This window comes from Nonomuraea sp. NPDC050394 (genome assembly GCF_044459065.1).
Taxonomy (GTDB): domain Bacteria; phylum Actinomycetota; class Actinomycetes; order Streptosporangiales; family Streptosporangiaceae; genus Nonomuraea.
Map to the genome: position 1 here is coordinate 224836 of NZ_JBITIO010000003.1, position 20689 is coordinate 245524.

At 75.0% G+C, this 20689-nt stretch carries 14 protein-coding genes; 4 read left to right on the forward strand and 10 right to left on the reverse strand.

Going from position 1 to position 20689, the window contains the following annotated elements; genetic code table 11:
- The 10 genes from cysD to ACIBKY_RS14185 are packed head-to-tail and all read right to left on the reverse strand — an operon-like array spanning window position 1 to window position 14166.
- Entirely contained in the window at window positions 1-897 is an 897-nt protein-coding gene (gene cysD, locus ACIBKY_RS14140) for a sulfate adenylyltransferase subunit CysD (protein ID WP_397097062.1), read from the reverse strand.
- On the reverse strand, window positions 894-2102 hold the full coding sequence (locus tag ACIBKY_RS14145; RefSeq protein ID WP_397097063.1) for an MFS transporter: 1209 nt from the start codon (window positions 2100-2102) through the stop codon (window positions 894-896). The genes cysD and ACIBKY_RS14145 overlap by 4 nt, the downstream gene beginning before the upstream one ends.
- Entirely contained in the window at window positions 2099-3382 is a 1284-nt protein-coding gene (locus ACIBKY_RS14150; protein WP_397097064.1) for an FAD-binding protein, read from the reverse strand. The genes ACIBKY_RS14145 and ACIBKY_RS14150 overlap by 4 nt, the downstream gene beginning before the upstream one ends.
- Window positions 3379-4938 carry an alpha-amylase family glycosyl hydrolase gene (locus ACIBKY_RS14155; RefSeq protein ID WP_397097065.1) on the reverse strand — a complete coding sequence of 520 codons (1560 nt, stop codon included), beginning with the start codon at window positions 4936-4938 and terminating at the stop codon, window positions 3379-3381. Before ACIBKY_RS14155 ends, ACIBKY_RS14150 begins: the two co-directional genes overlap by 4 nt.
- Window positions 4935-5909: an aldo/keto reductase gene (locus tag ACIBKY_RS14160; protein ID WP_397097066.1), complete on the reverse strand. Its 975-nt coding sequence runs from the start codon at window positions 5907-5909 to the stop codon at window positions 4935-4937. Before ACIBKY_RS14160 ends, ACIBKY_RS14155 begins: the two co-directional genes overlap by 4 nt.
- Window positions 5909-7330 (reverse strand): glycosyltransferase, encoded by a 1422-nt coding sequence (locus tag ACIBKY_RS14165; RefSeq protein ID WP_397097067.1) that lies wholly within the window; start codon window positions 7328-7330, stop codon window positions 5909-5911. The genes ACIBKY_RS14160 and ACIBKY_RS14165 overlap by 1 nt, the downstream gene beginning before the upstream one ends.
- The gene (locus ACIBKY_RS14170) at window positions 7314-10754 is read right to left on the reverse strand and encodes a DUF4915 domain-containing protein (RefSeq protein ID WP_397097068.1); all 3441 of its coding nucleotides are present in this window, start codon (window positions 10752-10754) and stop codon (window positions 7314-7316) included. Before ACIBKY_RS14170 ends, ACIBKY_RS14165 begins: the two co-directional genes overlap by 17 nt.
- Entirely contained in the window at window positions 10751-12820 is a 2070-nt protein-coding gene (locus tag ACIBKY_RS14175; RefSeq protein ID WP_397097069.1) for a class II aldolase/adducin family protein, read from the reverse strand. The genes ACIBKY_RS14170 and ACIBKY_RS14175 overlap by 4 nt, the downstream gene beginning before the upstream one ends.
- Window positions 12821-12832: 12 nt before the next feature.
- Entirely contained in the window at window positions 12833-13534 is a 702-nt protein-coding gene (locus ACIBKY_RS14180) for an HAD family hydrolase (protein ID WP_397097070.1), read from the reverse strand.
- Window positions 13534-14166, reverse strand: a complete 633-nt coding sequence (locus ACIBKY_RS14185) for a transaldolase family protein (RefSeq protein WP_397097071.1) — start codon at window positions 14164-14166, stop codon at window positions 13534-13536. Before ACIBKY_RS14185 ends, ACIBKY_RS14180 begins: the two co-directional genes overlap by 1 nt.
- 300 nt (window positions 14167-14466) lie before the next feature.
- On the opposite strand from ACIBKY_RS14185, the gene ACIBKY_RS14190 reads away from it, so the two are divergent.
- Genes ACIBKY_RS14190 through ACIBKY_RS14205 form a run of 4 tightly spaced genes read left to right on the forward strand, consistent with a single transcriptional unit; the run spans window position 14467 to window position 20680 of the window.
- Window positions 14467-14595, forward strand: a complete 129-nt coding sequence (locus tag ACIBKY_RS14190; protein WP_379625973.1) for a hypothetical protein — start codon at window positions 14467-14469, stop codon at window positions 14593-14595.
- Window positions 14592-16835: a TOMM precursor leader peptide-binding protein gene (locus ACIBKY_RS14195; RefSeq protein ID WP_397097072.1), complete on the forward strand. Its 2244-nt coding sequence runs from the start codon at window positions 14592-14594 to the stop codon at window positions 16833-16835. Before ACIBKY_RS14190 ends, ACIBKY_RS14195 begins: the two co-directional genes overlap by 4 nt.
- Entirely contained in the window at window positions 16832-18325 is a 1494-nt protein-coding gene (locus ACIBKY_RS14200; RefSeq protein WP_397097073.1) for a SagB family peptide dehydrogenase, read from the forward strand. Before ACIBKY_RS14195 ends, ACIBKY_RS14200 begins: the two co-directional genes overlap by 4 nt.
- 57 nt (window positions 18326-18382) lie before the next feature.
- Window positions 18383-20680: a sensor histidine kinase gene (locus ACIBKY_RS14205; RefSeq protein ID WP_397097074.1), complete on the forward strand. Its 2298-nt coding sequence runs from the start codon at window positions 18383-18385 to the stop codon at window positions 20678-20680.
- The last annotated feature ends 9 nt before the right edge of the window (window positions 20681-20689 follow it).

Below are 20689 nucleotides of genomic sequence, written 5' to 3' on the forward strand. Positions count from 1 at the left end.
CTAGAAGTAGCCCTCCTTCTTGCGGTCCTCCATCGCCGACTCGCCGGTGCGGTCATCGGCCCTGGTCTGGCCCCGCTCGGTGACGCGGGTGGTCTTCAGTTCCTCGATCACCGCGTCCGTCGTGGCCGCGGTGGAGGCGATGGCGCCGGTGCACGAGGCGTCGCCGACGGTGCGGAAACGCACGGTCGCGGCGTAGGCCTGCTCGCCGGGGTCGCGACGGGCGTGCGGGTTGTCGTCGAGCAGCATGCCGTCGCGCTCGAAGACGGTCCTGACGTGCGCGAAGTAGATCGAGGGCAGGTCGAGCGCCTCGCGGCGCAGGTAGTGCCACACGTCCAGCTCGGTCCAGTTCGACAGCGGGAAGACCCGGACGTGCTCGCCGGGGCGGATGCGGGTGTTGAACAGGTTCCACAGCTCGGGCCGCTGGTTCTTGGGGTCCCACTGGCCGAAGTCGTCGCGGAAGGAGACCACCCGTTCCTTGGCCCGCGCCTTCTCCTCGTCGCGGCGCGCCCCGGCGTAGACGGCGTCGAAGCGGTGCTCGGCGATCGCGTCGAGCAGCGTGGTGGTCTGCAGCCGGTTGCGCGAGGCGTGCCGGCCACGTTCCTCGCTCACCCGGCCGCGGTCGATGCTGTCCTGGACCGACGCCACGATCAGCCGTACGCCCAGCGCGGCCACGAGGCGGTCGCGGAAGTCGATCACCTCGGGGAAGTTGTGGCCGGTATCCACGTGCATCACCGGGAACGGGATCGGGGCGGGGCGGAACGCCTTCTCGGCCAGGCGGAGCAGGACGACGCTGTCCTTGCCGCCGGAGAACAGCAGCACCGGGCGTTCCAGCTCGGCCGCGATCTCGCGGATGATCTGGATGGACTCCGATTCGAGCAGGTCGAGCTGGGTGATCATGTCGGACCCTTCCGGCCGGCGGGCCGTACCGTGGTGAGGGAACGTGCGGGCCAGGAGACCAGCGCGGCGAGCGCGGCGGCGAGCGCGATCAGGGACAGGCCCGCGGGCAGGCCGAACGCGTCGGCCAGCAGGCCGATGGAGGGCGGCGCGACGAGGATGCCGCAGTAGCCGAGTGTGGCGGCCAGGGCGATGCCGCCGGGGCCGCCCGCCGCGCCGGCCTGGGCCATGGCGGTCGGGAAGATGTTGGCCAGGCCGAGCCCGGTCGCGACCAGGGCGGCGAACGCGATGGGCACGGAGTGCGTCTGGGCGGCCACGAGCGTACCTGCGCAGGCGACCAGGCCGCCGGTGACGACGACGCGGGTGGGGCCGAGGCGTTCCAGCAGCCTGCTGCCGACCAGGCGCATGAAGCCCATCGTGAGCTGGATGACCGCGTAGCCTGCCGCCGCGACGGCCTGGCTGGCGCCGATGTCCTCGCTGAGGTGCAGCGGCATCCAGTTGTCGAGCGCGCCCTGGCTGTAGGCGGCGAACAGGCCGATCAGGCCGAAGACGACGACCGGCACGCTGACGCGCCGCGCGAGGGAGCCCGCGCCCGCCTCCCGCGCCGGGGCGGGCGCGGCGGGCAGGGGCAGCGCCATGAGCATGCGCCCGCCGATCACCGTCGCGGCCAGGCCGGCCGGCATGAGCAGCAGCATGTGCGGCAGCGGCGTCAGGTGCGGGGCGAGCACGCCGCCGAGCGCCGCGCCGGCCAGGCTGCCGAAGCTGTTGGCGGCGTGGAATCCCGGCATGACGGGACGGCGCAGCGCGGCGATCACGTCGACGGCCACGCTGTTGGCGGCCACGTCGATGCCGCCGTAGGCGATGCCGAAGACGATCAGCGACAGGCCGAGGACGGGCGCCGAGTGCGTGAGCGCGGGCAGCACCACGCTGACCGACAGCAGCGCGGCGGCCGCGATCGTGACCTGCCTGCTGCCGAAGCGCCGGCACAGCCCGCCGGTCACGGCCATCGTGAGCACCGCCGAGCCAGTCATGCACAGCAGCGCCAGGCCGAGCGGCCCGGGTGAGGCGCCGACCTGCTCCTTGAGCGCCGGAATGCGTACGGCCCAGCCGGCGAACAGGAACCCGCCGAGCGCGAAGAACAGCGTGGTGGCCGCGCGCAGCCGGGTCAGGGTCGGCTCCCTCCGAGGGGGGCTCTGGGTGGTGGTCATGGCTCCTCCAGCACGTAGCGGTCCAGGAAGGAGTTGCCGAACTTGCCGCCCGGGTCGTAGGCGCGCACCAGCGCGGCGAACGCCGCCGATCTCGGGTAGCGCGAGCGCAGCAGCTCGGGGGCGGCGGTGAAGATCTTCCCCCAGTGCGGCCGGGGCCTGAACGGTGCCAGGACCCGCTCGACCAGGCGCACCACCGGCAGTACCGCCCGGGTGTCGGCGGTCCAGGTGAAGTGGATGCTCACCGAGTCCTCGCCGTAGAAGGGGCTCATCCACAACCGGTCGGCGGCGATGGTCCGTACCTCGCAGATCCGCAGCACCCGGATGATCCGCTCGCGCTCGCGTTCCAGGGCGCGCAGCGCGGCGACGGCGTCGCTCCTGGCGACCATGTACTCCGAGTGCAGCTCGTCGCCCGCGCTGCTCGGTTCCGCCTCGGGGCGGAAGTGGGGCAGCCGCTCGTACCATCGGCCGGGGACGCCGAGCTGCTCGGTGCAGCTCGCGGCCGGGAATCCGGCGACGGGGTGGCGCGGACCCGGGGCGGGCGTGGCGGTGAACCAGGGCTGCCGCGTCAGGCCGGTCTCCGGCTCGTCGGTACGCTCAATCACCCAGACCTGCGTCAGGCGCGGCGCCCGCCAGCCGGTGAACAGGCACACGCTGTACGCGCCGCGGACCAGCTCGTCGAAGTGCTCGTCCAGAACCTCCAGCGGAAGGTCCTCGTAGACCCGCTGACGCACCTCGAAGGCGGGCACGAGGTCGAGGGTGAGGCGGGTGACGACGCCGAGCGCGCCCAGCCCGACGACCATCCCGTCGAAGCCGTCCTGCCCCCGCGTGACCTCGGTCAGCTCGCCGTCGGCGCTCACCAGTTCCAGGCCCGCCACCGACGTGGACAGGCAGCCGTTGCGCACGCCTGAGCCGTGGGTGGCCGTGGCGCAGGCGCCGGCGACGGAGACGTGCGGCAGCGAGCCGAGGTTCGGCAGGGCGAAGCCCTCGGCGTCGATCCGGCGGGCCAGTTCGGCGTAGCGCATGCCCGCGGGCACCTTGGCCTGGGCCCGCGCGGAGTCGATCTCGACCTCCTGGGGCAGCCCGGCTACCGAGACGAGCACGCCGGGCGAGTCGGCCAGGTCGTTGAAGGAGTGGCGGGTGCCCAGGGCGCGTACCCGGGGGCTGCGTGCCACGAGCGCGCGCAGCTCGGCGAGCGAGGCGGGGCAGCGCAGCTCGGCGCAGGTGTAGCCGACGTTGCCCGCCCAGTTGCGTGCCAGGGCCGCGGCCCAGGTGCTGGTCATGACGGCTCCTCCAGACGGACGATGAGGCCCTCGTCAGGAGCCAGCGTGAGCGGCGCCAGGCTGACCCGCGTGCCGGTCAGGCGCTTGCCCGTGGACAGCTCCGCCCGGCCCTCGGCGGGCAGTGCCCGCGGGGTGAAGGAGACCAGGCGGGAGGAGAAGTTCAGCGCGACGAGCATCCGCTCGCCGGGAGCCGAGCGCAGGTAGGCGTAGACGCCGGGCCCGGCCTCGATCGAGCGGTACTCCCCCGCCCGCAGCGCCGGGCTCGCCCGCCGCAGTGCGATCAGGCGCCGGTAGAGCGTGAGCAGCGAGCCGGGGTCCTCGCGCTGCGCGGCCACGTTGACCTCGGCGGGACCGAGCGGCAGCCAGGGCCGGCCGGTGGTGAATCCGGAGCCGGAGGCGTCCCACCGCAGCGGCGCCCGGGTGCCGTCGCGGCCGTCCACGTCGAGCGCCCGGCCGGGCGGGGCGTCGGCCATGCCGATCTCGTCGCCGTAGTAGACACACGGCACGCCGCGCAGCGTCAGCGCCATCGTCGCGGCCACCCGCAGCCGGGGGCCGGCGCCGAAGCGGGTGGCGGCGCGGGAGATGTCGTGGGTGGCCAGCGCGTACGTGGGCAGCGCCCCGGGCCCGGCCAGCCCCGCCAGCCGGTCGACGGTCTCGCGGAAGGCGGCGGCCCGCCACGGCTGCTCCCAGAAGGCGACGTGGAAGGCGGTGTGCAGGCCGTCGCCGCCGAAGTAGGCGGCCAGGCGCCGGTCGTCGGTGATGGGCACCTCGCCGAGCGCGACCCGCCCGCCGTAGGAGTCGAGCGTACGGCGCAGCTCGCGCAGCACCTCCTGGGTCTCTGGCAGGTCGAGGTTGCGCATGCGCAGTTCGGGATGGGACACGTGCCGCCTGGCATGGGCCAGCTCGGCCGGGTTGTCGCGCAGCTCGGCGTCCTTGAGCAGCCGGTGGGCGACGTCCACGCGGAAGCCGTCCACGCCGCGGTCCAGCCAGAACCGCCACACCTTCCGCATGGCGGCCCGCACCTCGGGGTTGCGCCAGTTGAGGTCGGGCTGGCCGGGGGTGAAACTGTGCAGGTAGCACTGGCCGGTGCGCTCGTCGAGGGTCCACGCGGGGCCGCACGTCTCGAAGGCGCTGAGCCAGTTGTTGGGCGGGCCGCCCGCCTCGCGCGGGTCGGCCCAGACGTACCAGTCGCGTTTGGGCGAGGTACGGCCGGCCCGCGACTCGGCGAACCACGGATGCTCGTCGGAGGTGTGGTTCATGACCAGGTCGATCAGCACGCGCAGGCCCAGCTCGTGGGCCCGGCGGACCAGCTCGTCGAAGTCGGCGAGCGTGCCGTAGACGGGGTCGACGGCCTCGTGGTCGCTGATGTCGTAGCCGAAGTCGGCCAGCGGCGACGGGTAGAACGGCGACAGCCAGACGGCGTCGGCGCCCAGCTCGCGGATGTGACCGAGCCGGGCGATGGCGCCGGGCAGGTCGCCGATTCCGTCGCCGTCGGAGTCGGCGAAGCTGCGCGGGTAGATCTGGTACAGGACCGCCTCGCGCCACCATGCGTTCATTGGTTCACTCCGGACATGTCGGGATAGCGGGCCCCGGCGGCGCTGCCCGGCGGCGCCAGCTCGTCCAGCGCCGCCCGCTCGGCGGGGGTCAGGCCGAGCGCGGCGGCGGCCAGGTTCTCCTCCAGCCGGGCGCGGGTCTTGGTGCCGGGGATGGGGACGATGTCGGGGCCCCGATCCAGCAGCCAGGCCAGCGCGAGCTGGGCCAGGCTCACCCCGCGCGCCCGCGCGAGAGCGGCGATCCGCCCGGCCAGAGCGGCGTTGCGGGCGAGGTTGCCCGGCTGGAAGCGCGGCAGCGTACGCCGGAAGTCGCCGGCCGCCAGGTCGTCGGTCCTGCTCACCCGGCCGGTCAGCAGACCCCTGCCCAGGGGCGCGTAGGCCATGAAGCCGATGCCGAGCGCGCGGAGCACCCCCAGCAGTTCCTCCTCCGGATCGCGGCTGACCAGCGAGTACTCGGTCTGCACCGCGCTGACCGGATGCACCGCGTGGGCCCGCTTCACCGTCTCGGGAGCCGCCTCCGAAATGGCCAGATATCGCACCTTGCCCTCGGCGACCAGCTCGGCCAGCGCGCCCCACGTCTCCTCGACGGGCAGGGAGGTGTCCACGCGGTGCTGGCAGTACACGTCGAGGTGGTCCACGCCGAGGCGGCGCAGCGAACCGTCGCAGGAGCGGCGCACGTACTCGGGCCGCCCGTCGACGCCGACGACCCGCCCGTCGGGTCCCTTGACGTTGCCGAACTTGGTGGCGATCACGACCTGGTCGCGCCGGCCGCGGATCGCCCGGCCGATCAGCTTCTCGTTGGTGTGGGGGCCGTACATGTCGGCGGTGTCGAGCAGGTTGACGCCGAGGTCGAGCGCGCGGTGGATGACGCGGACCGACTCGGCGTCGTCGAAGGCGCCGTAGAACTGTGACATCCCCATGCAGCCCAGCCCGAGTTCGCCCACGTACGGCCCGCCGCGCCCCAGCCGGCGCATCAGGCGGCCCTCGCGGTGGCGACGCTCTCGATCACCCGCATCCAGTCCAGGAGCTGCCGGTCGGGCAGGTAGTGCTCGTGGACCCGGGCGCGGGCGTTGTCGCCGAGGCGGCGGGCGAAGGCGTGGTCGCCGAACAGCCGGCGGATGCCCGCCGCTGCGGCGCCCACGTCGTGCGGGTCGGGCAGCAGCAGGCCGCTCTCGCCGTCCTTGACCTGGTCGCGCAGGCCGCCGACGGCGCTGGCCAGCAGCGGGCGCGACTTCCACATGGCTTCGGTGGCGGTCAGCCCGAACCCCTCCGCCAGGCTCTTCTGCACGACGACGGTGGCGTGCCGCTGGAGCGCGTTGACGACGACGGCGTTCTCGCGCAGGTCGTCCATGGGCAGGCAGAGGAGCTGGCAGCGGCGGCGGTGCTCGCCGGGCAGCGCGTGCCACACACGGCGGCACTCCTCGTAGACGTCGGCCGCCTCCGGGTCGTCGGCGACGCCGCTGACGTCGGCTCCGGCGAGGGTCAGGTAGCCGTCCACGCCGGAGGCGATGAACGCGTCCAGGACGCCGGTCATGTCCTTGAGCCGGTCCCAGCGGGAGACCTGGACGACCATGGGCACGCCGGGCGCGGGCGACGGGCCTTCGCGCAGGGCCAGGGCGGCCCGCCGTACCTCGGCAGGGGGGCCGATGGGGACCGGGACGGTCAGCGGCGGCTCGCGGTCGCCGGCCAGGATGCCGGTGGCGGCGAGGACGGCGCGCGCCACGTCCGGGGACAGGTCCATGTTCTTGGGCCCGCAGGGATCCACGGACGGCGCGATGAGTCGTGGCGACGGCGCCCAGTCCGGCACGTGGCCGGGGGTGGAGAAGACGGTCGCGTCGGCGTGCGCGACGAAGCGGCGGACGAACTCGCCGCCCTCGCGGGTGTGCTCGTTGGGCCGGTCGCTGCCGATGTGGCAGCGCCAGACCACGGTGGCGCCGCGCTCGCGCACCCGCTCGATCAGGCCGGCGGGCTGCGCGTCGTGGACGATCACGAAGTCGCCCGGGTGGATGTGGCGGGTCAGCCGTTCGGCGTTGGCGGCGATGGCCCGGCGGTAGTGGCGCAGTTCGGCGGGGCCGAGGGGGCCGCCGTCGCCGGCGATGCCGTACAGGCGGGAGACCAGGCGTTTGGCGATGGCGTAGAACTCGGCGTCGCCGTCGATGACCAGCCAGCGCACGTCCAGCCCGGCGGCGCGGGCCAGCGGGCCCAGCGTGTGGAGCAGTTCGGCGACGCCGCCGCCCGCGGCGGTCGAGTTGATGTTCCAGACGGTGCGCCCGCCCAGCATCCGCCGGACCCAGCCGGCCTCGACCCGCAGCCGCTCGACGCGCCGCGCCCCCATGACCTCCTGGTACGGCGCCAGCGGCACCTCTCTCATCGGGACCTCATACACGGTCGTCACCTCCCACCTTCACGGGCTGCCGCTCGGGCCGGGCCTTCTTGCCCGCCTGCTCGAAGCCCTGGTTGATCCAGACCCCGGTCCAGAACTCGGGGTCGCCGGGCAGGACCAGCTCGATGAGCGTGGGCCCGGGGTGTCCCGCCATGGCCTGGAGCGTTCTGGCGAAGGCCTCCAGGCGCAGCGCGGTGTGGTCGCGGTCGTGCCAGCGGCTCAGGTCGACGCGGCGGCTGCGTACGCCGAGGGCGCCGGCCAGCGCGACGTAGTCCATGCCCGCGGCGTTGTCGAGGTAGCGGTGCCGGCCGCCGTCGAGCCAGCCCGAGGGGCGCGACTGCTTGCGCAGCGAGACGCTGCCGCCGTTGTTGCAGACCAGGAACGTCACCGGGGCCGCCTCCTGCACGGCGGTGACCAGCCCCTGCATGCTGTTGGTGAAGCCCTGGTCGCCGAGGCAGCACAGCACCTTGGCCGTGGGCTCGCCCAGAGCCAGGCCCGTCGCGAGGGTGATGCCGCTGCCGACGAAGCCGCCGTGGCCGCCGGCGACGCGCAGCCCGGCGGGGAAGGCGTCGTACTCCTCGGCGAGCATGCCGCCGAACATCTGGCTGTCGTCGACCAGCACCACTTGCTGTCCGAGCTGGGCGGCGGTGTCGCCGATGGCCCGGGCGACGCCGTTGCGCAGTTCCGCGGCCTCCGGCGGCACCGGTAGGGCCGGCGCCCGCTCGCCCCCGGCCAGTTCCGCGTACCAGGGGCCCGATCGGTCGCGGCCGGGCGCCGCCTCGGTCAGCTCGCGCAGCGCGGCCACCACGTCGCCCGCGACGAGCGCGTCGCCGTCGCGCAGGTAGCCGTTCTTCTCGGCCGCGGCGGGCCTGGAGGTCAGCGCGATCTTCGGGCAGGCGGGCAGCTCTCCGACGACCCGGGGGTACATGTTGCGGTCCTCGACGGTCACCAGCAGGTCGGCCTGGGCCAGGACCTCCTGGTGGACGGGGTCAGCCGGGTCGTACCAGCCGAGGAAGTCCGGCACCTCCCCGTCGTCGAGGCGCTCGAACAGCATGGGGCCGCGCCGGTACTTCACCTGCAGGACGGGCGCGCCGGTGCGCCGGCAGAAGGCCGCGAGCGCGGGGCGCAGGCCGTCGTGCAGCAGCGCGTAGTCGTCGATGATCACGGCGGGGCGTCCGGCGGCGGCCAGCAGGGTGGTGGCGGTGACCAGGGCACCGGCGTCCACGTCCGGTCCGTCATCGGCGTCGCCGAGGCCGTCGAGCGCGGTCAGCGGCACCCACGCGGCCTCGGCCACGTCCTGCGGGAGCGCCACGAGCACCGGTCCGTAAGGGGCGGTCCTGGCATCGCGTACGGCCAGCCGTACCGCCTTGACCAGGGCTTCCACGGCGGCCCGCCGTCCCTCGGGATCCTTGGGCACCGCGCGCAGCTCATGCCAGGACTTGGCGAACTCCCCCGAGACCGGCATCAGGTCCCGCTCGCCGTGCGGCGGCAGGAACGGCTGCGAGCCGGTGGACGGCAGCCCGACCACCGCGACCGTGCCGATCTCGTTGCGTCGCAGGTCGGCCAGGGCGCCGAGCGCGTTCGTCAGCCCACGGGCGCCGTGCAGGACGGCCGCGCCGTTGCCGGGCCGCAGCCTGCTCGCGCCGCCGGCCTGGAAGAGCGACTCGCGGTCGCCCCGGCCGTTGACCAGCAGGCCCAGCCGGGCCATCGCGTCGCACATGACCAGCTCGGAGGTGCCGGCGTAGGCGAAGGCGACGCTGACGCCCGAGCGGCGCAGCGCGAGCCCCACCGCTTCCGCGCCGGTCAGCGTCACGTCCGCGCGGTCGGGGAGGGCCGCGTCGACCAGGTGCGCGAGCGAGGGCTCCGCGGCGTCGAGCGCCGCGGCCAGCGCGCGGGTGAACGCCGCTCGCCCGGCGTCCTCGATCAGCCCGGCGACCAGGCCGTTGACGCCGCCGCCCGGCCGTGCCAGCAGGGTGTCCAGCATCTCCGGCACCGTTCCCGCCGCGCGGGCCGCGCGTACCTCTGAGGGGTGGATCCCGAACCCGGCCAGTGCCTCGCAGGAGGCGCCCTCGGGCACGACCGTCACCGCGACGTCGGCGGCCGAGCCCGGGTGGAGCTCGTCGAAGGGCACCCCGCCGTCCTGCGCGAGCGTGACCCGCAGCCGGTAGCGGCCCGGCGCGCGCGGGGTCCTGGCCCGCACGAGCACGGTCTCGACCGCCTCGGGCGGCAGCGACCGCGGCAGCGCCGCCGCGATCGGCTGCGTGGCGACCTCCTGCCCGTCCGCGTCGTACCAGCGGTGCAGCACCCTCACCGGGTACGGCGGCGCCGGCGTCAGCAGCTCGGCCCCGGTGTTGCGCACCCGGCACTCCACCGTGAGCAGGCTGCCCGCCTCGGCCTGTCCGGTCTCGGGCTCCACGACGCTCACCTCGGCCCGGCAGGCGTCGGCGGGCAGCCGGTCGCCGATCGCCCACAGGCGGCTCGGCCGCCGGCCCAGCCGCTCGAACTGGCGCCGCTGGTCCTGCTCGTGCGCGCGCGTGTGGTTGGCGCCGAACCCGGTACGCGCCCCGTCGGCCAGCGGCGCCGGCACCAGCGCCAGCGCGTAGACCTCGCGGGCGGGCAGGTCCACGACGCCGGTGAGGCTCCAGTCCTCGCGGTCGACCACGGCCACGGCGGCGGTGGCGACCGAGGCGGTGGCGTGCCGGTGGGGGCTCAGGCCGACGAACAGGTGGCGGCCGGTGACCGCCAGCCCGCGCGGCCAGCCCGGCAGCGCCAGCCGCCTGGTCTCCTCGCGGGTCTCGCCGTCGAGCTCCACGAGGTCACCGGCCGCCGAGTCGCAGACCAGCCAGACGCCGTCGCCGTACCACGGGTTGTGCGGGGCGCGCAGGCCGCGCAGCGCGGGCTCGCCGGTGGTCAGGCTGACCACCTGGCCGGTGGCGGGCTTGCCGCTCTCGTCCCAGCCCCGGCGGCGCAGGAACGGCCCGAACCCGGAGACCATGATCTGCCCGCCGGCGAGGGCGATGCTGTTGAGGTGCCAGCTGTCGGCCTCGCCGGGGGCGCGCCAGCGCCACGTGATCCGGCCGTCGGGGCCGACGCACTGGACCTCGTTCTGGGTGGTGGCCACGACGAGCACCTGGTCGTCGACCGCGACGATGTCGTGCGGGGTGGAGACCTCGTCCAGCCGGTGGTAGCGGCGCACGCCGGTCTCGTCGTAGGCGACCAGTTCCGCGGGGCTGCCCTCGGCGGCCCACAGGCAGCGGAAGAGCACGCCGTCGGCGGCGAACAGGCCGGTGCTGGAGACGCGGTCGATCTCCTCGACGGCGCCGTTGATGGCGAACAGGCCGCCGCCTACGGTGTGGTGGGCGTCGAAGCACGAGGCCATCAGGTACTGGCCCTGCGGGACCAGCCCGGCGAGGCTCGTCAGCTTCTCGATGGTCATCTGGAGCTCCTTGTCAGAATGTCGTTCAGGTCGTGGCCGGCCGGGCGGGCGCCGGGCGGGCGCAGGATCGTGCCGGTCCACGGGGCGCCACCGGCCAGGTAGGCGGCGGCGGCGGCCACGGCCGCGGGCCGCGCGGTCACCGCGGCGTTGACCGCGACGTCGCACGTGCTTCCGCCGGTCTCCAGCGCGTCTCCGCCGGTCTCCGGCGCTGCTCCGCCGGTCTCCAGCGTGTCTCCGCCGGTCTCCGGCGCTGCTCCGCCGGTCGCCGGCGCGTCTCCGGTGGTTTCCTGCGCTGCTCTTGCGATCTCCAGCGCGTCTCTGGCGGTCTCCAGTGCGCGGACCTCGGCCTCCAGGGCGCCGGGCGGCCAGCCGTCGTGGGCGAGCAGGATCGTGCCGCCCATGCCCTGCCGGGTCAGGACCGGCAGCGCGGCCCTGGCCAGGCCGCCGGTGCGGGTCATGTCGACCAGGGCGTCGAAGCCGCCGTAGGCCAGCACCGCCGCGCGCACCGCCGCCTCCGCCCAGTCGCGGGTCGCCGGAACCCGGTCTCCCCGGGCCACCGGAGAGCAGCCTCCCTGGGTCGCCGGCGCCCGGTCTCCCTGGGTCGCCGGGATTGCTACGGCGCGGCGCTCGCCGTACCGGCGCACGATCGAGCGCGCCTGGCCGGTGAGGTGGGTGTCCTGGCGGGCGGCGAGGGCGACGTGCGCGCCCGCCCGCGCCAGCGCCGCGCCCACCTCGCCCGCGCGGGCGGCGTCGTCGGCGGCGACCAGGAAGACCTTGCCCGCCAGCGTGCCCTCGGGCGCGCGCAGCTGGGGCTTGAGCCGCATGAGCGGCCAGTACTCGTCGGCCGCTCCCTGCGCCTCGCTCAGCGACACGTAGCCGCCCGCCGCGTCGGCGGCGCGCACCACGGTCATCGTCTGGGCGAGGTGGTCGGCGCACAGCCGTGCCTTGGCGGCGTCGGCGCCGCAGGTGAGCGCGCCGAGACCGGGCAGCAGGATCGCGCGCGGCGCGTCGGAGCGCATGCCGGGCTCGCGGGCGGCGCGCGGGACGTGGTCGTCGTAGTAGCGGGCGTACCAGGCGCGGTGCCGCTCGACCCCGGCCAGCACCTCGTGCGCGCCGGACGGCGTGCGCTCCAGGACCAGGGGACGGTAGCCGACGGTGACGAGGTGGTCGGGGCAGCTCGGGCCGTCCTGCGTCCAGCGGGGACCGCGGGCGGAGGAGGCGAAGCGGGCCGCGGCGGGACCGCGATCCACGTGCAGGACGAGACCGGGCGTGCCTGCCGACAGGGCGCCGCGCAGGGGCGGCAGGATCTCGGCGAGCAGGTCCTCGGCGGCCCCGGACTCCAGCGTGGGTACGGCGGGGCCGCCCAGGTCGGGCGCGCGCCCGATCGCCCGCTCGACGGCCGCGGTGGCCCTGCGCACGGCCTCCAGGGAGTTGCGGTAGCAGGCCTCGCTGGTCTCGGCCCAGGTGAACAGGCCGTGGTTGGCCAGCAGGACGAACCTGCACCGCGGACCGGCCGCGATCCGGCCGGCCAGCTCGCGGGCGACGCCGAGGTCGAACTGGCGGTAGTCAAACCAGATGGCCTCATCCCCGAACTCCTCCTCGGCCGCCGCCCGCCCGCCGGGGAAGGAGGTGAGCGCGATCACCGCGTCGGGGTGGCAGTGGTCGACGTGGGCGGCCGGGATGAAGGCGTGGGTGAGCGTCTCGATGCCGGGAGCGCGCTGCCCGGCGCGCAGGCCGCAGTCGGCCGCGTAGCCGGTCATGCCGCGCTCGCCGGGCGGGTCGGCGTCCCTGAGCACGAGCAGGTCGTCCAGGCGCAGGGCGGGGAAGTCCTCGGGCGTGGTGGCGGCGCCGTCGCAGCCCCACGCGCTCATGTGGAGCACCCGGACGGGACGGCCGCGGTGGTCCTCGGCCACGCCCTTGGCGGAGAAGTTGCCGCCGCCCTCCTTGGTCAGGGCGGGGTCGGATCCGATCAGGTGCGAGCGGTGGAGCACCTCGTCGCGGCCCGTCAGCCGCCCGGCGAGCGCCGCGTCCCACCGGTCCACCGGCGGCGCGAACAACTGGTCCATGCGTGGCTCCTCTCAGAACGCGCCGAGGCGGTGGCTCTGGCGGGCGAAGGCGAACTCCAGCGCGCCCGCGCGCAGAGTGCGCCGGGTGGCGTCGAAGGCCACCTCTCCGAAGTCGGTCACGACCGTGCGCGCGCCCGCGCCGAGCACCTGCCCGGCCCGCTGCGGTACGGCCAGCGCCACACACGCGGCGCCCGCGCTCACCGCGGCGCTCACGCCGCTGACCGCGTCCTCGAAGACCAGGCAGTGGCGGATCGCCGCGCCCAGCCGCTCGGCGGCCAGCTCGTAGCAGGCCGGGTGCGGTTTGCCGAGCGAGACGTCGTCGGCGCAGATCCGCACCGCGAAGGTGTCGCGCAGGTCCAGCTGGGCGAGCACCTCGGCCGCCTTCCAGTCCTGCGCGCCGGTCACCAGGGCCAGCGGGACTCCTGCCGCCACCAGCTCGGCCAGCAGCCGCCGGGCGCCGGGGACGGCCCGGTAGCGCAGGCTCTCCTGGTCCTCGCGCAGGCTCCGGTAGACCTCGCCGTGTCGGGCCGCGGGGATCTGCGGGAACAGCTTGCGCAGCGTGTGGTCGGCGCGGTGGCCGAAGACGTGGCGTTCCAGCTCGGGCCCGCTGAGCGTGTAGCCCTCCTCGCGGGCCAGCCGCTGCCAGAACTCCGTCACCGACTGCTCGGTGTCGACGACGACACCGTCCATGTCGAACAGCACGGCCTCGTACATCAGCCCTCCCCGTACTCCGCCGCGAAGGCGCGCTCGGCCTCGAGCGCCGCCGGGTGCGCGAGCAGTTCCTCCAGTACGGCCAGCGGCGCCGTCACCGCGTCCGCCCCCTCGGCGAAGGCCGCGGCGAACTGCCCGGCGTGCTTCACCGACGCGGCCACGATCCTGGTGGACCCCTTGCGCACGCGGGCCAGCTGGGCGATCAGGTCGCTCGGGGTCCGCTGGTCGCGCCGGGCGCGGTCGAGGTAGGGGATGACGGCGACGCAGCCGAGCGCCTCGGCCACGGCCATCGCGTTCGGCGACTGGGCGGCGGTCAGCGCGACCGGTACGTTCCTGTCGGCCAGGTGGCGGGCCAGGGCGGCGCCGCGCGGCGTGGCGGGGATCTTCAGCACGACCCGGTCCGGGTCGAGCGACCACGCCGTCTCGGCCTCTTCCAGCGCGCTCGCGTAACGGCCGCTCGGCTGGTAGAAGAACTCGGGGAAATCCGTGGCCGCGAGCAGTTCCTTCGCGTGCTGCAGCGGATCGCCGGTGACTTTACGCATGAGCGTCGGATTGGTGGTCATGCCGCCGACGAATCCGAGCCGGGCGGCCTCTTCGGCGTCTTCTGTCCTGGCTGAATCCAGATAGATATTCATTCCTGATTCCGTTACGACGAATTGCCACCTCAAAAAGGCAGCGGACGGCCGGTTGGAGTGCGGAGATCCAGCGTTTCAGCCTGCTTTGCGCGCGGCTTCCGGCGCTTCACCAACTGGCGCACGGCGCCTTCTCCGATCGTGTGGCGATGATGCGCCCAGTGTTTCTCCGGTGGCCGTTCCTGCCTACGGATCTCGTCATGTATTCGCCCGTGAAAGATTCATGTCCCGGCCGTGACCGGGCAACTTCACGGTGCTTGGAGAAAGGCGGACAATCGGCGTACCGACCAGTGGAGGGACATCATGGCATTCGACGTGGTCGCACGATGGGAAGCCGACTGCGGTGTGACGGACGATCTCGTCATCGAGGACCTCGGTGACGCTCCGGCCTTCGCCGCGCCCACGTGGTGCACGTCCGGCTTCGCGCGATGAGCGCCGACCGGCCGATCGCGTTCAAGCGGCACCTGCGGGCCGAGACCGTCCCCGGCGAGGGGGTGTTCCTGGTCTCGGCCCGCGGGGCCATCGCGCTGTCGGGCACCGGCATCGACCGGCTGGCGCCGCTGCTCAACGGCACCCGCAACGTCGGCGAGCTGGAGCGGGAGCTGGCGCCGGAGGTGCCGGCCCGCCGCCTGGGCCACCTGCTGGACCGCCTGGCCGACGCCGACCTGATCGCCTACCGCTCCGGAGCCTGCGGCGGGGCCCGCGCCGCCTATTGGGACCTGGCCGGGCTCGACGCCGACGAGGTCGCGACCGGCCTGGCCGCGCGCCCGGTGGCGCTGACGGTCCTGGGCAACGTGGACCCCTCCGCCGCGGCCCGCGCGTGCCGCGAGGCCGGGCTGGTGCTCGGCGGGCCCGCGGCCTTCCCCCTGGTTCTCTGCGACGACTACCTCGACGCCCGGCTGGCCGCGCTCAACGCCCGTCACCTTGAGGAGGGCCGGCCGTGGCTGCTGGCCAAGCCGACGGGCGCCGACGTCTGGGTCGGCCCGTTCTTCGAGCCCGGCCACGGCCCCTGCCTGGCCTGTCTGGCCGCGCGGCTCGGCGGGCGCCGCATGGTGGAGTCCTACCTGCAGCGCGCCGGCGGCCACGCCAGGCCGTGCCACCCGCCCGAGACCTCGCTGCCCGCCACCACGGCCATCGGCCTGCAGGCGGCCGTCCTCGAAGCGGCCAAGTGGCTGGCCGGCCACCGCCATCCGGGACAGCGGGCGGTCTGGACGCTCAACACCCTGACCCTGGAATCGGCCCGCCACCCCGTGGCCCGGCGCCCGCAGTGTCCCGCGTGCGGCGACCCGGAGCCGCGACCGCCCCGGCCGGTACGCCTCCGCTCCCGCCCCAAGGCGGCAGGCGAGCACCGCGCGCTCGCGCCCGAGCTGATGTGGGAGCGCCACGCCCACCTGGCCGACCCGCTGACCGGCGTCGTCGAGCGAGTCAGACGCGACCCGCGCGCCCCCGGCTTCCTGCACTGCTACCTGTCCGGCCCCAACCTCGCCATGGCCGCGGGCGGCCTGCCCGGCATCCGGGCGGGCCTGCGCCGGCACAGCGGCGGCAAGGGCGCCACCGACCTGCACGCCCGGGTCAGCGCGCTGTGCGAGGCGGTCGAGCGCCACTGCGGCTCGCGCCTGGGCGAGGAGTTCACGCTCCGTGACAGCCTCGCGGGCCTGGGACCGCAGGCCGTACACCCGAACGAGGTCATGCTCTTCCACGAGCGCCAGTACCGCGACCGCGAGCGCTGGAACGCCGGGCGCGGCGGGCAGATGGACTGCCAGTTCGTCCCCGAGCCGTTCGACGAGCACGCCCCGGTGGAGTGGACGCCGCTGTGCTCGCTCGTCACCGGCGAGCAACGCCTTCTGCCCACCCAGCTGCTCTACTACCACGGCGTACGGCAGGCCGCCGGCCCCGTCTTCGCCCGCGCCGACTCCAACGGCAACGCCGCGGGCGCCAGCCTGGAGGACGCGCTCGTCCAGGGCTTCCTGGAGCTGGTCGAGCGGGACGCGGTCGCCCAGTGGTGGTACAACCGCACCCGCCATCCGGGCGTCGACCTGCACGCCTTCGGCGACCCGGCGATCACCGGGCTGGCCGCGCGCTACCGCGAGCTACACCGGGAGATCTGGGTGCTCGACCTCACCTCCGACCTGGGCGTGCCCGTCATGGCGGCGGTCTCGCGGCGTACCGGCCGGGCGGCGGAGGACGTGATGCTCGGCTTCGGCGCCCACTTCGATCCGCGGGTGGCGGTGAGCAGGGCGCTGGCCGAGCACGGCCAGTTGCTGCCCGCGGTGCTGGACTCGCGGCCGGACGGCACCGGGTACGGGGCGGTGGATCCACGCCTGGCCGAGTGGTGGGCGCGAGCCCGGGTGGGCGGCCTGCCGTACCTGCTGCCCGATCCGGGACGGCCGCGGACCGGGCCCGCCGACCACCCGCACCGTCCGCGCGCGGACCTGCGCGCGGACGTCGGGGCCGTCACGGCGCTGGCCCGCCGGCACGGGCTGGACGTGCTGGTCCTCGACCAGACCCGCCCCGACATCGGGCTGCCCGTGGTGAAGGTCGTGGTGCCCGGCCTGCGGCATTTCTGGGCCCGCTTCGCCCCCGGCCGCCTCTACGACGCGCCGGTGCGCGCGGGCCGCCTGGCCGAGCCGACGCCCTATGAGCGGCTCAACCCCGTCCCGCTGTTCCTGTGAGGGCCGCCCGGCTGGAGCTGTGGTCGTTCCGCGAGGACGTCCACGTCGAGACCGACCAGGACACCGGGCGGCTCACCCTGCACGGGCGATGGGACGACGTACGGCTGCCGCCGCAGTGCCCGGCGATCCGCGAGGCGCTGCGCCGGATGACGCTCGGCCCGATCCGGCTGGAGAACGTGCTGGCCGACCCGGCCGACCGCGCGGCGCTGGCCCGGCTGCTGGAGTGCTGCGCGGCCATGGTGGTGCGCTCGATGGGGTTCGGCCCCGACGAGCTGGTGCTGTCGGTGGTGCCGCTCACCCCGCAGGCCCGCTTCCTGCCGGAGGAACCGGCCCCCGGCCGCCCGGTACGGCTCTCGCGCTTCGCGACGCTCACGACCGACGGCTCCTCCTACCGGCTGGAGTCCCCGCTGTCGCTGCACCGGGTGGTGCTGCACGGGCCGCGGGCCGTATGGCTCCTGTCCGCCCTGGGCGCGCCCGTGCCGCCCGAGCGGGTGGCGGCCCCGCCGCTGACCGACCTGCTGGGCTATCTGCTCGCGGCCGGGATGGTGGTGGCGGCCGAGGACACCGGGCCGCCCGCCCGCTTCGCCGAGGACGAGGACCCGGTGCTGGCCTCCTGGTCGCCGCTGGACCTGATGTTCCACACACGCGCCACGCTCGGCCGCCACGACGGCGACTACGGCGCCACCTACCCGGGCGGCGACCGCGAGCCGGACGAGCCGGTGGTGGTGCCCGCGACGGGACCCGTGGTGGCGCTCCCGCGGCCCGGCTGGGCGCAGGTCCTCGCGCACGACCCGCCGCTCAGCGCCGTGCTGGAGGCGCGGCCGGGCGAGCCGCGCTTCCCCGCCGCGCCGCCGACCGCGCGCGACCTGGGCGAGCTGCTCTACCGGGCGGCCCGGGTGCGTGCCCTCAGCCGGCCCGCCGACCGGCCGCGGGCGGAGCTGAGCGAGCGCCCCTACCCGAGCAGCGGCGGCTGCTACCCCTTCGAGCTGTACGTGGTCGCGCACCGGTGCACCGGCCTGGCGCGCGGCGTCTACCACTACGACCCGCTCGGCCACCGGCTGGAGCTCCTGACCGCCGCCGGGCCGGCCGAGCTGCTCGACGCCGCCGCGATCGCCGCCAACCTGCCCGGCCCGCCGCCGCTGCTGATCGTCGTCACCGCGCGCTTCCGGCGGCTGTCGTGGAAGTACGGCGGCCTGGGCTACGTGCTCGCACTCAAGGACCTCGGCCTGCTGGTGCAGTCGTTGTCGATGGTGGCCACCGCCATCGGCCTGCGCTCCCGGCCGGCAGACGGCGGCGACATCGAGTGCGCGGCCCGGGTCCTCGGCACCGACTGGCGGGCCGAGTCGAGCCTGGCCGCCCTGGCCGTCGGCATGCCGGACGAACGCCGCGGCGACCGGTGCGAGCGGCGGCCGCGCAACGGCGCCGACTGGCCGGCCAGGGCGGCGGCGCGGCTGGCCCGGGCCTGGCGGGCGCGCTCCGGGTTAGGGTGAAGCCGTTCGGGTAGGGCGCGTGGCCGGGGTGCACCAAGGACGACACCCGGGGGACCGATGGGGACGACCTGGATCGCGTTGGGCTCGGCGGGCGAGCGATGGCTGCCCCGCAGTCCGGTGGCGATCACCCGGGCCGTGGTCGCCGGTTTCGCGCTCGACATGCTCATCAACGTCGTCTGGAGCCACACCCGCGACGGGCTGGCCGGGTTCGCCGCCTGTTTCGCGGTGGTCGTCGCCCTGCAGCTCGCGCACTCGACGCGCGAGCCGCGTACCTGGCCGTGGTGGTCGCGGACGCTGACGCTCGGCGCGCAGGCGCTCGCCACCTACCTGCCGTTGCTGTGGATGGGGCCCTGGGGCGGAATGGCCGGGTTCCTGGCGGGATCGGTGCTGCTCATGGTGCCCGGCCCGTGGCGCTGGGCGCTCTACCTGGCCGTCGGGGCGAGCATCCCGCCGCTCGCGCTCGCGCACGGCGTATCGGCCGTGACGGCGTTCTGGCTGGCCGAGTCCACGCTGCTGAGCGGCCTGATTGTCTACGGCGTAAGCTCGCTGGCCGCCATGGTGGCCGAGGCGCACGCGGCCCGCGGCGAGCTGGCCAGGATGGCCGTCGTGCGCGAGCAACTGCGCGTCGCCAGGAACCTGCGCGGCCTGCTGGACGCCAACCTCTCCGCCATCACGCGCACGATCGGGCGGGTCTCCCGGCTGCTGCCCCGCCACCCCGACCGGGCCAGGGAGGAGGTGGGAGAGGCCCTGCAGACCGCCCGTCAGGCGCTCGCCGACGTACGGGCGGCGGCCTGGGGCTACCGGCGGATGTCGCTGGCCGCCGAGGCGGAGACGGCGCTGTCCACGCTGGTCTCCGCCGGGATCGACACCCGGGCCGTGATCCCGGACGGCCCGCTGCCCGGCGAGGCCGACACCGTGCTGGCGATCGTCCTGCGCGAGGCGGCCACCAACGTGCTGCGCCACAGCGACGCCCGCTCGTGCCGGATCGAGGCGCGCGCGGCGGCCGGCTCGGTACTGCTGAGCGTGGTCAACGACGGCGCCGGTGGCGCCGCGGCCGGCTCGGGCACCGCGCTGGAGAGCCTGCGGCTGCGCGTGGAGGCGGTGGGCGGAACCCTGTCGGCCGTGCACGAGGCCGACGGCCGCTTCCTGCTCACCGCGCGGGTGCCGCTCGCGGCCGCGGACGCCGCCCCGCCGTCCGGCCAGACCTCGGTCGAGATCTCCGGTACGGCCCCGCCACGCCGTCCGGCGGCCCCGCCCACGCCCTGGGCCCCGCGCACCGCGGTCGTCATGACCGTCGTGGTGCTGACCGCCTACGCCGGCGTGACCATGGTGTTCTCGGTCTCGGAGGGACTCGGCGGCGCGGGCCTGGCAGCGGCGGCGGTCTGCTTCGCGCTCATCTCGGCCCTGCAGCTCGCGCACTCCTCCGACCTGGCCCGCCGCTGGCCGCCCCGCGTCCGCGCCCTCACGTTGTCGGTTCAGGCCGCCGCCACCTACCTGCCGCTGCTCTGGGCCGGTCAGCGATGGGGCGCGATGGCGGGCTTCCTGGCCGGTTCGATCCTGCTGTGGGTGCCCGGCCCGCTGCGCTGGGCCCTGTACACCGCGGTCGCCGCCAGCATCGCCGCGGCCACCGCGGCGGCCGGCCTGGCACCCATCTCGATCGTCTACGCGGCCGTGTTCACCCTGCTCACCGGCCTGATCGTCTACGGCATCACCTCCCTGCAGGCGCTGGTCTTCGAGATCCACGCGGCCCGCGGCTCGCTGGCCAGGATGGCCGTCGTGCGCGAACGGCTGCGCGTGGCCCGCGACCTGCACGACCTGCTCGGCTACAACCTGTCCGCGATCACGCTCAAGACCGAGCTGACCTACCGGCTGCTGCCCGGCTCGCCCGAACGTGCCCGCGCCGAGGCCGAGGAGTCGCTGGACATCGCCAGGCAGGCCCTGGTCGACGTGGGCGGCGCGGCCAGCGGTTCCCACGCGATGTCGCTGGCCGCCGAGGGCGATTCGTCGATGTCCACGCTGACCTCGGCCGACATCGAGGCCACGCTCGACCTGGCCTGCGGGCCGCTGCCGCCGTACGTGGAGACCGTGCTCGGGATCGTCTTACGCGAGGCCACCACGAACGTGCTGCGCCACAGCAAGGCCACGCGCTGCGTGATCGAGGCGGAGGAGAGCGGGGGCGCGGTGCGGCTGCGGGTCGCCAACGACGGCGTGGAACCGGGCACGCTGCCCCGGCCGGGCGGCACCGGGCTGCCGAACCTGCGTACCCGCGTGGAGGCTCTCGGCGGCAGCCTCACCGCCGGCCCCGGTGCGGAGGGGTGGTTCGTGGTGGTCGCGGAGGTGCCAGGCGGCGCCTAGACGGTCATG